The sequence below is a fragment of the Methanosaeta sp. UBA458 genome, from assembly GCF_002496085.1.
Classification (GTDB): Archaea; Halobacteriota; Methanosarcinia; order Methanotrichales; family Methanotrichaceae; genus Methanothrix; species Methanothrix soehngenii.
The window spans coordinates 712-13,433 of sequence record NZ_DAIK01000131.1 but is presented as its reverse complement, the minus strand read 5'-3'; the positions used below and the strand labels follow the sequence as shown (position 1 = coordinate 13,433).

Here is a 12,722-nt window from a genome sequence, read left to right as displayed (position 1 = left end):
CCTGCGATCATCATCACACGGCTTATGCTGCTTGCGAGGATCGCAGGGCCGGCATCGGATATGGTCCCATAGTAACCGGCCTGGGCCATCTGCAGCGAGACCAGAAGGCCGGAGAGGGAGACTCCAAGTGCCATTCCCAGGTTTCTGATGGTGGCGGTGAAGCTGGAGGCGATGTTGATCTTGGAGACTGGCAGTGCCCTCATCAGCTCGGTATTGTTGGGGCTCTGGAAGAACGCCGCTCCCAGCCCTATGAAGACGAAGCAGATCAAGAGCTGTCTGATGTCAGTTGTCACACCCATTGCCAGGAATCCCAGAGCGATCATGGAGAGGGCCATGATCGACATTCCCAGAGCTGCCAGGTACCTGAACTGGTGCCTGTCGTATACGGCACCGGTCAGGGGCGCTCCGAAGACGGTGATGGCAGGGACGATAAGAAAGATCAGTCCCACCTGCGAAGCAGTATAGCCCCTCACCCCCTCAAAATAGAACGGCCCGAGGACGGTTATCATCAGGTTGGCCACGAAAAAGAGGATCATGCTGATGCTGGGCAGGACAAACATCCGGTAGCGGAAGATGGAAAGGTCCAGCAGGGGCGACTTCTGCCTGGACTCGTTGATTATGAATCCGGAGAGGGATAGGACAAAGATCAGGGCCAGGAGGAGTATGGGCGGCGTCGGGGCAAAGCCATAAGAGAGCTGGCCGAGAAATGTCATCATGGAGACGATGAGTGCGATCAGGGTCAGGCCCCCTATCCAGTCCACCTCCAGGCTCTTGGATCTCGTCTCCTCGATTCTCAGGTATCTGGTGGAGAGGAGGAGCTGGACTATGCCTATGGGCACGTTGATCAGAAAGATGTAGCTCCAGCCCAAGAGGTCCACTATGAAGCCTCCCAGAGTTGGCCCCAGGATGCTGCCAATGGCCACCGTCGATCCGATGTAGCCCATGGCCCGGCCCTGCTCGCTCTTGGGAAAGGCGAGGAATATTATCGCCGCGCTTATGGAGAACATCATCGCCCCACCAGTAGCCTGAAATATCCGGCATAAGACCAGCATCTCCAGGCTGGTGGAGATGCCGCAGGCAAGAGAGCTGGAGGTGAAGAGGGCCAGACCCAGCATGAAGAGCCTGGCCTTTCCCACCCGCTCAGCCACCTTCCCGAATATCAAAAGCAGGCTCGTTATAGTCACCAGATAGGCGGTCATTATCATCTGGGACTCGGCGATGGACACCCGGAAGTGCTCGGTTATGGTGGGCAGGGCGATGCTGACCACTGAGCCATCGAGAACGGCCATCAGGACGCCGGTCAGGACTAAAACCAGGACGATGTAGCGGTTCTTGCTGCCCGATTCCTGTTCTTTATCCTGATATTCTGCCTTCAGTTCTGTCAAGCCGGATCCCATAGCTCAAGGGCCTTGTACCAAGGGCTTAAAAAGAGTTCCGCAAAGTTGATAGCCTGCAATTCCCCATTCAAAGGAATCAGATGTATGAGAAGATAGACAAAACCACCCGCCTGAAATATGCAGCGATATCCATTCTGCTATTCGTTCTTGGCCTGCTGATCATGCTGACATTCTTTCTCGTGTTCACCATAGTCTTCGCCCTGGCGGCATGGGCATGGTCTGGGATATTCATGTACCTGGCAATTGAGGGGCGACCTTATAGCGATTTTTGCCGGTCGATTGGATTGAGATAGATGTTTAAAGAAAGAGTCGACTGGCGGCGTCCCGGAAGAATGCACAAAATGCTGTCTTTTCTCTCAGTGAAAAACCTCTTGTTGAGAACGCGCGAAGAGCCAAGATTTTTAAGGTTCAGGATTTAAAAAGGCTTCTTTGATGACAGAGGTCCGAGATCCGGTGCATGGCTACGTCAAGCTGGAGGGCCTGGCCCTGGAGATTGCCAATACCCCTCAGATGCAGAGGCTCCGCTGGATCAAGCAGCTGGGCCTGGCAAACCTGGTCTATCCCGGGGCCAACCACACCCGTTTCGAGCACAGCCTGGGAGCCTACCATATGGCTTTTCACCTCACCGATCACCTCGGCCTGGATGAGGATGATCGCTTGCTTGTGGGCGCTGCCGCCCTCCTGCACGACGTAGGCCACGGCCCCCTCTCTCATGCCACAGAGTCAGCCCTGGCCCCCTTTCTGAGAACAGAGCACGAGAGCGTCATCGAGATTCTGAAAAAAGGAGAGCTGGGGGAGGTGTTGGATAGACACGGCCTCAAGCCAACCGATATCCAATCCTTCATCCACGGCCAGGGCAAAGGCCAGATCGTGAGCGGCGAGATCGATGTCGACCGCATGGACTACCTGATCCGGGACGCTCACTATACCGGCGTGGCCTATGGGGTGATAGACCGGCTGAGACTATTGCAGAAGATGACCCTTCACCAGGGCCAGCTGGCGGTGGAAGCTGGTGGGGTGCAGGCAGCAACGTCGCTTCTCATCTCCCGGCTGCTCATGCACCCCGCGGTCTACTACCATCACGTCTGCCGCATATCCGAGTGCATGATCTCCTCGGGCATCAGAAGGATGATAGAAGATGGCATATCCAGCGCCGCAAAGGTGAAGGAGATGGACGACATCCAGCTTTTCACCGCCCTGGATACAGCGGATGGCTATCCCGCGGAGATGGCCTCTCGCATAAGAACTCGCAAGCTATTCAAAAGAGCGGTCTATGTGGATCTGGAACGCCTGGAGCCCTCGCTGCAGAGGGTAAGCGAGAAGATCATCGCTCAGGAGATAGCTGCGGAGGCAGGAGTGGATCAGGGCAGCATCTTGGTGGACAATCCACCCCTGCCCGATAGCTCTGAAGGCAATTTTCCCGCCCTGGTCGGGGAAGAGACCAGACCCCTGCGAATGGTCTCCCCCCTGGTCAGCATCCTGGAGAGAGCCCAGAGGGCCACCTGGCGATTCGGCGTCTACGCCCCAGCGGAATTGAGGGATGATGTGGCAAAAGCTGCCAGAAGGTGCTTGAACCTGAAGAAGAGCACTGTGCAGCATACATTCTCAGACATCGATAACGATTACCTTTAAGTCAAAAGAAGAGAGATTGATTCCAATGGCGTTTTCCGGAGAAGGAAGAGGATTAAACAAGAACATACTGGTCAAGACCATCCAGACGATGAATCAGCACCTGCCAAACAGGCGGCTCAATCTGACCGAGCTCTTGGCAATGGAGAAGCCCGGAATCAGGGGAAAGGATAACACCTTTTTCATTATGGACAAGTCAGAGCTGAAGCTGATCTCCGAGTCAGTTCCAAGATTCCTGTGGAGCCGCCTCAGGCTGCCAATGCTCATTGAGATGTCCCCTGATTTCGGCAGTGGTGGAGCCCGCATTCAGGGTGAGGCAGAGGTGGAGATGGTAAGCAAGATACTGGGCAAAGAGAAGCCGCTGAACAAGCAGATCGTAATCTACCTTCCCGATGTGCGAGAGCTTCGCCGGAAGCTTCCTACAACCACACAGTATGCATTCATTACCAATCTCCGGGACAGAAATATCAGCGACTGAAGGATCGATAAAATCAAAAGATAGCGGTGGAGGATTATATGGCAGAAGATAAGCTGGCAGAAGGCGCAAGACGGTTTAAAGAGAAGATGAACGCAGGGGCCTACAAAGAGGCAGCAAAGATCAAGTCGGATCTGGGCCTTCCGAACTCGATGCTTCAGGATGCGGTGAAGTCGGCATACGATGCCAATATGAAGAAGGGGGATTATTCTCTGGCTGCCGAACTGGCCAAACAATATGATCTTCCCAGCGACCATCGTCTGGAAGCCGCTCAGAGGTCGTTTTATAGAAAGATAGATAGCGAGTTCTACCGGGCAGCTGCGGAGTACGCCAAGGAGTTCGGGCTGCCAGAGGATATGGTCCGGCAGGCGGCCATCCAGGCTTTCAATAAGAGCATGAGCATGGGCATGGTCAAGAACGCTGCTGAGATCGCCGATGACTTCGACCTCCCCAGACCAATGAAACAGGAAGCAGCAAAGAAGTCCTTTGAGCAGCATATGCAAGCCGGCCTCTACCGCAAAGCCCTGAAGATCGCCCAGAAGTACGACCTTCCGGAAGAGATGGTGGCAGAGGCAGAGAAGAAGATATCCTGAAAGATATTCTGAAGCCGGATAAAGCCGCTTGAAGCCATCCTGATTTTTCAATGCCCAAGATATGCCGAAAGTAGTGCTGACTATAGGCGGATCGGATTCAGGAGGAGGTGCCGGAATCCAGGCGGACATCAAGACATTTTCCGTCCTGGGCCTGCATGGAACATCCGCCATCACTGCCATCACCGCCCAGAACACTCTGGGAGTGCAAAACGTCTATGCACTCTCTCCCGAAGAGGTAAGAGCGCAGCTCGAATCGATCACAGAGGACTTTTCCATTGCCTGGGCCAAGACCGGTATGCTCCACTCGGCCCAGATTGTGGATACAGTAGCCGATCACCTCCAGGCAAATGATATTCCTTTGGTCCTGGATCCGGTGATCGAGGCTGAGGCTGGCGGCAGGCTCCTTCGGCCCGATGCGGTATCTGCCCTGAAAGAGCGCTTGATCCCCCTGGCAGGGGTGGTCACCCCCAACATCTTCGAGGCAGAGGCTCTTTCTGGAATCCGCGTTCGCGACATGGATAGTGCTGCTCATGCCGCCCGCGGTATCATGAGCCTGGGGGCACAAGCGGTGATCGTCAAGGGAGGGCACCTGGATTGCACCGATCTGCTCATGGTGCGCAACAAGTCCACTCTTCTGCCCTCAGAAAGGATACCAGGAGAGAACCACGGCATTGGATGTACCTTCTCTGCCGCTTTAACCTCTTTTCTTGCCCTGGGCTGCTCAATTGAAAACGCCGCCCTGAATGCAAAGGAGTTCGCAAAGAGTGCCCTTCGCGGGAGCCTCAGGGTGGGAAAGGGGGTGGGCCCGGTAAACCAGTCTGCAGCCCTGAGAGTTGAAGCGAGCCGTTACCGGGTTCTGTGCGATCTGGAAGTGGCGGTGGATCTGCTGGAAAACTCTCACGAGCTCTTCGATCTCATGCTGAAGGGAGGAGCAGGGCCTGCCATGGCCATTCCCGGTGCCAGATGCCCTGAGGATGTGGCAGCGCTGGAGGGAGGATTAACAAAGATCGAGGAGAGAGTATGCCGGTTTGGAGGATTTCGATTCGGTGGCAGGAGCGATAGCGCTTCTGTGATCCTTGCCGCAATGAAAATAGACCCTCTGGCAAAAGCGGCCATCGATTTAGAGCCAAAGGCCCTCCTATCCTGCAGAGAGCTTGGCCTCCCGATAATAGATCGCGCTCGATTGGATGAACTGGCAGCAATTGGCCAATGCCATTTGAAGGGCGAGGAGGAGCTGAGCGAAGGGGAAGGCTCAGCTCTACTGCCCGCTGCGATATGGGATGAGGGCGTCCTGGGTAAAGAGCCCAGGCTTTATCTGCTGGGGGCTTCAGCATCCTTGCTGGTCGAACTGTTGGCCAGCTTGCCGGCGTCCAGGGCTTGGGGCATTCTAGAGGATGATAGCAAGATATAAATTGTGGAGCAAGGATGCACAAAGGATTGATCTAGCTGGAGTGTTGATTATGGGAAGCGTAAAGCCTAGTTATATTAAGAATTTCGCGATGGACCTGTTGAGAACCTACGAGAGCTCATTTAGCCCTGACTTTGAGCAGAACAAGCTGCGGGTATCGGAGTATACCGATATCAAGAACAAAACCATCCGCAACCGCATAGCAGGCTACATATCCAATGTTATGAGGCAGAGAAGTACGAGAAGAGAGGTCGAGGTTGATGTATAGCGGCGTGCTTCCTGCGATAATCACGCCATTTCATGAGGACAAGAGCCTGGACGAGGAGGGTCTGAAGAGAAACGTAGAGTACCTGAGCAAAACAGGAATATCAGGCATGGTTCCCTGCGGCACTACCGGTGAGGCGGCAACTCTGACCTTCGAAGAGCATAAGCGAGTGATAGAGATCGCAGTGGAGAACTCCACGGTTCCGGTGATAGCAGGAACTGGCTCCAATAACACCCGCGAGGCGGTGGAGCTGACCTGTCATGCCGCAGAGGCGGGCGCACATGCTGCCCTGCTGATCACCCCATACTATAATAAGCCCAATGATCGCGGCATGTTCGAGCACTTCAAGACCGTAGCCGAGAAGTGCGACATCCCCATAGTGCTCTACAATGTTCCCAAGAGGACCGGAATCGACCTCAAGCCGGAGCTTGTGGCAAAGCTCTCTCGAATAAAGAATATCGTGGCCATAAAGGAGGCCAGCGGAAGCCTTTCCCAGCTATCTCAAATTATTGAGCAGACATGGGGAAGCGACTTTTCCGTTCTCTGTGGCGATGATGATCTTACGCTTCCAGCCATGGCCCTGGGTGCAAAGGGCGTGATCTCAGTGGTGGCCAATGTTGCCCCCAGAAAGACTGTGGCAATGGTGGATGCTATGATGAAGGGCGACCTGGAGAAGGCAAGATCCCTGCACTATGAGCTTGCTCCCCTGGTTCGAGCGATGTTCCTTGAGACCAACCCCATACCTGTGAAGACTGCTCATAAGTACCTGGGATTGGCAGGCGGCCCATTGCGCCTTCCCCTGGGGGAGATGGCTGCAGATAAAGAGAAGATGCTAAAGGAGCTGCTGGTGACCCTGGGCGAGAGAGCATGACTCGAATTGCGATTACTGGAGCGCTGGGGCGCATGGGCACCCTGGTCATCCAGGAGGCGGCCAGGATTGAGGGGATGGAGCTGGTGGCAGGCCTGGATGCGGTCGGCGCGGGAAAGCCGCTTCAGGGGGGCGTTCTGGTAAAAGATGCCTCACAGCTAGAGCAGGTCTTGAAAGAGACCAGGCCGGATGTGCTCATCGACTTCACAATAGCCAAAGCAGCTGTGAAAAACGTCTGCATAGCGGCCTCTCTAGGTGTCGATCTGGTGGTGGGAACCACAGGCATCTCTTCGGAACAGCATTCCGAGATGAGAGAGGCAATAGAAGGCAATGTGGCCGCGGTCATAACCCCCAACTTCAGCGTGGGAGTAAACCTGTTCTGGAAGCTGGTGGCTGATGCTGCAGCAGCTCTTAAAGGCTACGATTTCGATATAGAGATCATAGAAGCCCATCACAATCAAAAGAAGGACGCACCCAGCGGCACTGCTCTGGCCACATTGGAGGCTATAAGAAGAGCTCGGGGAGAGTCGGATCTCTCGGAGGTCGTCTATGGCCGGAACGGGATCATGCCGCGAGGCAAAGAGATTGGAGTTCATGCCGTGCGGGCAGGGGACATCGTAGGAGACCATACCGTCCTTTTGGCGGGTCCTGGCGAGAGGCTGGAGATCAGGCACCAGGCCCATAGCAGAGCCGCTTTTGCCAGCGGTGCAGTGCGGGCAGCCACCTGGGTGGTTGGCAGGAAGCCTGGTATTTACGGCATGGCGGACGTTCTAGAATCCAGATGAATCAGTTGACGGAGAAAGGGATGCTCCTTCTCTTCAATGGAGAGAGGCATAATCCCCTTTCCCAATCAAGGAATGTGATTGGCTTCTGCAGCACCTGTGGCTCGGATCTGGAAAGCCTGGCCTATTATAGCACTGATTCAGAGTGGCTGGTTTCGGCCGAGTGTGCAAAAGGGCATCTGGCACTGATTCGCTATGGCAGGGACTGGAGCTGGCTAGATGATCTGCCGCTTGAATTCCTAAAGGAAGAGGTGAAGGTTGCTGATCTGCCCCGGGAGAAGCTGGATGCCATCTTCACCCCGGCCGAGATCAGGGATATGATCGCCTGCCAAGAGGGATCGCCCTATGTCAGGCAGAACATCTACCGCGCCCGGGGAAAATACGAAAGGTTCGAGAAGCTCTTCGGCATTAAGATCGACATTTAATAATCACTATTTCTTTTGCGCAATGATGGCAAACTCAGAGGCCATTTTATCAAACGGCGCGCCCGCAACGTCAGCATAGAGCTCTTGCTCTGCGAAACCTGCCACCTCAAACTCGCGCCACAACGACTCGGGAGTGAAGTATTGCAGCCAGTTGTAGACAGTTCGTTTTCTCGCCGATTCGACGATGGTGTACTTATCCAAAACCACCATTGCGTCGTCGTACTTGAAAGTGTTCAGAAATCCATAGTACTTCTCCGCGGACCAGAATCCATCGAGAAGATTCACTCCATACGAGCTTGCCTCCTTGCGTTGCTTGAACGCACTTTGGGAATAAACATCGAGAAGGACAGACCCACCTGGCAGAAGCATGGAGTGGAACTTAGCGAGCATAATCCTGCGCTGCGACGGGCTTAAAGCGCAGAAGTCGCACATGATCATCAGAATGAGATCGAAGCGGTGTTCTGTTTCGAAATCCAGGTAGTTCTGGTTTATGTATTCAATGGTCAATCCCACCTCTCGCGCTGCTTCTCGGGCATGCTTGATTGAGCACTTAGAGAAATCAATACCAATTACACTAGCACCGACCTTCGCCAGCCGATTTGCATAGAGCCCGGGACCACAGCCAAAATCGGCGATTCGGGTGTCGGCGCCAATACTAAAGCGGGATGCAATCCATTCCACCGATCGATCGATGAACTCGCCTCGACGGGATGATACATCGATATCGGCATTGAGATGATATGCAAGCATTTGCTCTGAGGTATGTTCGTCGGTCCACAGGTCTGCCGCTGTGTAGAACCCAAATGGTTCAGGTCGACTATTGATTTCCTCCAGCTGAATGAACATATCTCTCCAGGTTGTAAATGAATCCACACTTCCGGATAGTAATGTTGGTATATAAAATATCCGTACTACTAGCAATGGTTTACAGGACCCACTAACGTCCCTTATTAGACCTAATTGCTATAAAATAAATAGAATAGCCCCTTGGCCCGCCTGACTATCAAAACAGGCTGGTCAAGAACACCAGGGGCACTAAAAACAATACTACGAAACCGATAAGCATCAATCCAATTGCCAGACCATTTCCACCTGCCATGAAGATCCTCCTACTTTCGTTGGCAACTGCTTGGATGAGGTAATATTAATTACTATCGGACAGACGCCCACCCCTCGGATCCCATCTGCACAAGGTTTATTTAATTTAACCAGCAGGAGAATTCCAGCAAAATATGAGGAATGCTATGCGACTTTCCATGGATTTAGAGCTGCAGGATGTTCCCGGCCAGCTGCTCCTTGCGATGCAACCCTTGAGTGATAACAAGGCCAACATCATCAGCGTGGTTCACCACAGGGACCGCAAGACTCCCCGGGGCATGATCCCGGTTCGATTCGTCGTGGAGATGGACCGCTCAAGAATCGAGGCTGTCCAGGCCAGGCTCCAAGAAAGCGGAATCTCTGTTGTCCGGGCGGGAGAGGACCGATTCATCGAAGCAGTATCAGTTGTGCTAGTGGGCCATGTGCTGGATAGCGACCTGGGAGACACCATAAACCGGATCGACTCCACCGGCTACGCTGAGGTGATGGACCTTTCCCTGACCATGCCCGGCGTGAATGAGCCCTCCTCTGCCTACCTCAAGATTCGCGCCACCGGCAAGGCTGAGATCCAAAAGGCTTTGACCATTCTGCGCAATGTGGGCGAGGAGAAGAAGCTGCTTGTTATCGAGCCCATAGAGACGGAGGCAGTATGAGAGATATTAAGGTCTCCTTGGTTGGCTACGGCATTGTGGGCCACGGAGTGGTTGACGTTCTCACCAGAAAGAGAGAGATCCTCCGGGATATGGGCCTGAACCTGATGCTGGTCAGCGTCACCGATCACACGGGAACGGTATTGTCCGAGGACGGTGTGGATGCGAACAAGATCCTGGGCGAGAGGACCCTGGCCAATGTGGCCACATCGAGCATGAAGGGGAAAGAGGCCATCAATGCCATTGACTCCGACCTGATGATCGAGGTCACTCCCACCAACATCGTTCACGGCCAGCCGGGTCTGGGCCATATGGAAGCTGCGCTCGCCTCGGGCAAGCATGTGGTTACATCCAACAAAGGGCCACTAGTGGTATCCTACGGCAGCCTGAAGAAGCTGGCAGAGGATAACGGCGTGATGCTGAAGTTCGAGGCCACAGTCGGCGGCACCATGCCCCTGATCAGCCTGGTTGAGCGCACCCTGGTAGGCAATACGATCCTCGGCGTCCGGGGCATATTCAACGGCACCTGCAACTATATTCTAACCCGCATGACTGAGGAAGGCATACCCTATGCTCACGCCTTGAGCGAGGCTCAGGATATGGGCATTGCCGAGGCCGACCCCAGCTATGATGTAGAGGGGGTGGATACCGCTGGAAAGGTGCTAATCCTGGCCAACTCCCTGTTCAACATGAATGTCAAGTACTCCGATGTGAATGTGACCGGCATCACAGGAGTCACTCCAGAGGCTCTTGCTCTGGCCAAGAAGAGAGGATATGCCATAAAGCTGATCGGAGATGTGCCCGCACTCACAGTCAGGCCCACTCTGGTGCCCCTGGACAGCCCACTGGCCGTGGCCGGGACCCTGAACTCCGCTGCTATTTATACCGATCTATCCGGGACGATTACTGTATCGGGTCTTGGTGCAGGCTCCATAGAGACGGCCTCGGCCATTCTCACCGATATCATCAGCATCTACCGGACTAAACGCATAGATGCCATATTCTAGATCAATGACTCGGGTCAGATAATGAGCAGCTTCTTGAGCTTCGCCGAGCTCTGTCAGCGAGTGGAGGGGGTCTCCGGCTCTCTGGAAAAGATCGACCTAGTGGCAGCATTCCTGAAGAATTTGGATGATGATGATCTGGCAGTTGCCTCAGGGTTCATCATGGGGGATCTCTTCTCCCCCAGCATGGACCTGGTGATGGGGGTGGGGCCGAGCATCCTTTACGAGGCGATGGCACGCGCCTGTGGATGCTCGACGGAGAGGATATCAGATATGCTGCGCGCTACCGGGGACCCGGGACTGGTGGCATCTGCGGCCGTCGATAAGAAAAAGCCCATCGGATTTGCTGCCTTCATCAAAGATGAGCCGCTCTCCATCAAAGAGGTTTATCAGAGGCTTGTAGCCGTGGCCCGGGCCTCGGGAAAGGGAAGCCAGGATGCCAAGGTCAAGAACCTGCAATATCTCTTCAGCCAGGCCACTCCTCTTGAAGCGCAATATATCGCTCGCCTGGCAATAGAGGATATGAGAATCGGAATCGGTGAAGGAGGAGTTAGAGATGCCATCGCCCAGGCTTTTTCCCAGGATGCGTCAAAAGTGGAGAGGGCCTACAACCTGACCAACGATATCGGCCTGGTGGCAGTCAATGCCCGCAAAGGGACGCTCGCAGATCTGAATGTGCTGATCAACCATCCCATCAAGATGATGCTGGCCCAGGTGGGAGAGGGAATTTCCGCCTCCATGCAGGAGCTGGGGTCTGCGGCGATAGAGTGGAAGTACGATGGAGCCAGGGTGCAGATCCACAAGGATGGGAAGAGGGTTCGCATCTTCTCCCGCCGGCTGGAGGATGTGACCAGGTCCCTGCCCGAGATCGTCCGTCTGGCCCAGGAGGTCAGGGCGGATAAGGCCATCCTGGATGGAGAGGTGGTGGCCATTGGCAAAGACTCCAGACCCCTGGCCTTCCAGGAGATTTTGAAGCGCTTTCGCAGGAAGTACAATGTGGAAAAGCAGGCCAAAGAAACGCCTCTGCACTTATTTTTATTCGATCTGATATATCTTGATGGCCAAAGTACGGTGGATCTGCCCCTGACCAGACGGCGGGAGCTGCTGGAGGGTATCGCCGATCCATCGATACTGGCAGATCAGGTCATATCCGACAGCGTCCAGAAGGCAGAAGAGATCTACCACCAGGCTTTGGAAAAAGGCCACGAGGGGCTGATCCTCAAGAATTCGATGTCGGTATACGCTCCGGGAAAGAGGGGCAAGAACTGGCTTAAGATAAAGCCGGTTATGGAAACCCTGGACCTGGCAGTGATAGGGGCAAAATGGGGCGAGGGCAGGAGAGCTAGCTTCCTGGGATCATACCGGCTGGCCTGCCTGGATGAGGCTACGAGCAAGCTCCTGGATATAGGCTGGGTGGCCACTGGCCTAACGGACGAGGCTCTGGCGGAGCTTACTGAGCTGTTCCGAGAGCTGATCCTGGTGCAGAATGGGATGGAGGTCGAGCTGAAGCCGGCGGTGATCTTCGAGGTGGCCTATGAGGAGATACAAAAGAGCCAGAGCTACTCATCGGGATATGCACTTCGTTTTCCCAGATTGGTGAGGGTGAGGGATGACAAGTCCCTGGAGGAAGCGGATAGCCTGGAGAGAGTGGAATCCCTCTACCGGGTGCAGCGAGGAAGGAATAACTCCCGCTGAAAGGGTATTATGAAGGAGGTTTTAAAGTGATAACTAAAAGGCTGAGCGAGCTCGAGGATGAGGATCTGCGTTCACTTCTCTCCAGGGATGTGGGCATTCAGGATGTTCTTCCTGCAGTAAATGAGATCATCATGGAGGTCGGGTCGAAAGGAGATGAGGCTCTATTCAAGTACACCGAGAAGTTTGAAGGGGCCCACCTCGATGACCTGCGCGTGACCCAGGAGGAGATCGATCTATCATACGACCTGGTGGATGACAGGCTTATTGAGGCGCTCTCCTCGGCAGCGGATCATATCTTTTATTTCCATAATGAACAAAAAGAGCATGACCTCTGGATGAGCGAGGCATCTCCTGGGGTGCTGGTGGGCCAGAAGGTCGTTCCTCTGGATTCTGTTGGAGCTTACGTTCCCGGGGGCAGGGCGGCCTACCCCAG

The 12,722-nt window shown here is 54.5% G+C and carries 15 protein-coding genes; 13 read left to right on the top strand and 2 right to left on the bottom strand.

Going from position 1 to position 12,722, the window contains the following annotated elements:
* Positions 1-1,397 (bottom strand): MFS transporter (locus tag BP822_RS09520; RefSeq protein WP_286878196.1); only part of this gene is annotated, 1,397 nt, incomplete at its 3' end.
* A gap of 80 nt (positions 1,398-1,477) precedes the next feature.
* On the opposite strand from BP822_RS09520, the gene BP822_RS09515 reads away from it, so the two are divergent.
* The 9 genes from BP822_RS09515 (at position 1,478) to BP822_RS09475 (ending at position 7,842) form a co-directional block, all read left to right on the top strand.
* A complete protein-coding gene (locus BP822_RS09515; RefSeq protein WP_273277794.1) occupies positions 1,478-1,690 on the top strand; it encodes a hypothetical protein in 213 nt (70 codons plus the stop codon).
* A 139-nt stretch (positions 1,691-1,829) separates the two neighbouring features.
* Positions 1,830-3,029, top strand: coding sequence for an HD domain-containing protein (locus BP822_RS09510; RefSeq protein ID WP_286878195.1), 1,200 nt, complete (start codon positions 1,830-1,832; stop codon positions 3,027-3,029).
* 25 nt (positions 3,030-3,054) lie between these two features.
* Positions 3,055-3,504: a DUF61 family protein gene (locus BP822_RS09505; RefSeq protein WP_013718658.1), complete on the top strand. Its 450-nt coding sequence runs from the start codon at positions 3,055-3,057 to the stop codon at positions 3,502-3,504.
* A gap of 38 nt (positions 3,505-3,542) precedes the next feature.
* Positions 3,543-4,094, top strand: coding sequence for a hypothetical protein (locus BP822_RS09500; RefSeq protein ID WP_013718657.1), 552 nt, complete (start codon positions 3,543-3,545; stop codon positions 4,092-4,094).
* 61 nt (positions 4,095-4,155) lie between these two features.
* Entirely contained in the window at positions 4,156-5,505 is a 1,350-nt protein-coding gene (gene thiD, locus BP822_RS09495) for a bifunctional hydroxymethylpyrimidine kinase/phosphomethylpyrimidine kinase (protein ID WP_048131791.1), read from the top strand.
* A 49-nt stretch (positions 5,506-5,554) separates the two neighbouring features.
* On the top strand, positions 5,555-5,770 hold the full coding sequence (locus BP822_RS09490) for a 30S ribosomal protein S17e (RefSeq protein WP_048132867.1): 216 nt from the start codon (positions 5,555-5,557) through the stop codon (positions 5,768-5,770).
* Positions 5,763-6,638 carry a 4-hydroxy-tetrahydrodipicolinate synthase gene (dapA, locus tag BP822_RS09485; RefSeq protein ID WP_013718654.1) on the top strand — a complete coding sequence of 292 codons (876 nt, stop codon included), beginning with the start codon at positions 5,763-5,765 and terminating at the stop codon, positions 6,636-6,638. The genes BP822_RS09490 and dapA overlap by 8 nt, the downstream gene beginning before the upstream one ends.
* A complete protein-coding gene (dapB, locus tag BP822_RS09480) occupies positions 6,635-7,420 on the top strand; it encodes a 4-hydroxy-tetrahydrodipicolinate reductase (protein ID WP_013718653.1) in 786 nt (261 codons plus the stop codon). The genes dapA and dapB overlap by 4 nt, the downstream gene beginning before the upstream one ends.
* Positions 7,417-7,842 (top strand): hypothetical protein, encoded by a 426-nt coding sequence (locus tag BP822_RS09475; protein WP_286878194.1) that lies wholly within the window; start codon positions 7,417-7,419, stop codon positions 7,840-7,842. Before dapB ends, BP822_RS09475 begins: the two co-directional genes overlap by 4 nt.
* A gap of 6 nt (positions 7,843-7,848) precedes the next feature.
* Here BP822_RS09475 and BP822_RS09470 read toward each other — a convergent pair whose 3' ends face one another.
* On the bottom strand, positions 7,849-8,688 hold the full coding sequence (locus BP822_RS09470; protein WP_273277792.1) for an SAM-dependent methyltransferase: 840 nt from the start codon (positions 8,686-8,688) through the stop codon (positions 7,849-7,851).
* Positions 8,689-9,086: 398 nt separating this feature from the next.
* On the opposite strand from BP822_RS09470, the gene BP822_RS09465 reads away from it, so the two are divergent.
* From BP822_RS09465 to BP822_RS09450, 4 genes are all read left to right on the top strand, one after another.
* Positions 9,087-9,593, top strand: a complete 507-nt coding sequence (locus BP822_RS09465) for an amino acid-binding protein (RefSeq protein ID WP_013718650.1) — start codon at positions 9,087-9,089, stop codon at positions 9,591-9,593.
* Entirely contained in the window at positions 9,590-10,597 is a 1,008-nt protein-coding gene (locus tag BP822_RS09460; protein ID WP_013718649.1) for a homoserine dehydrogenase, read from the top strand. Before BP822_RS09465 ends, BP822_RS09460 begins: the two co-directional genes overlap by 4 nt.
* A 21-nt stretch (positions 10,598-10,618) precedes the next feature.
* Positions 10,619-12,289 carry an ATP-dependent DNA ligase gene (locus tag BP822_RS09455; RefSeq protein ID WP_286878193.1) on the top strand — a complete coding sequence of 557 codons (1,671 nt, stop codon included), beginning with the start codon at positions 10,619-10,621 and terminating at the stop codon, positions 12,287-12,289.
* 26 nt (positions 12,290-12,315) lie between these two features.
* Positions 12,316-12,722: histidinol dehydrogenase (locus BP822_RS09450; protein WP_286878192.1), on the top strand; the 407-nt coding region annotated here is incomplete at its 3' end.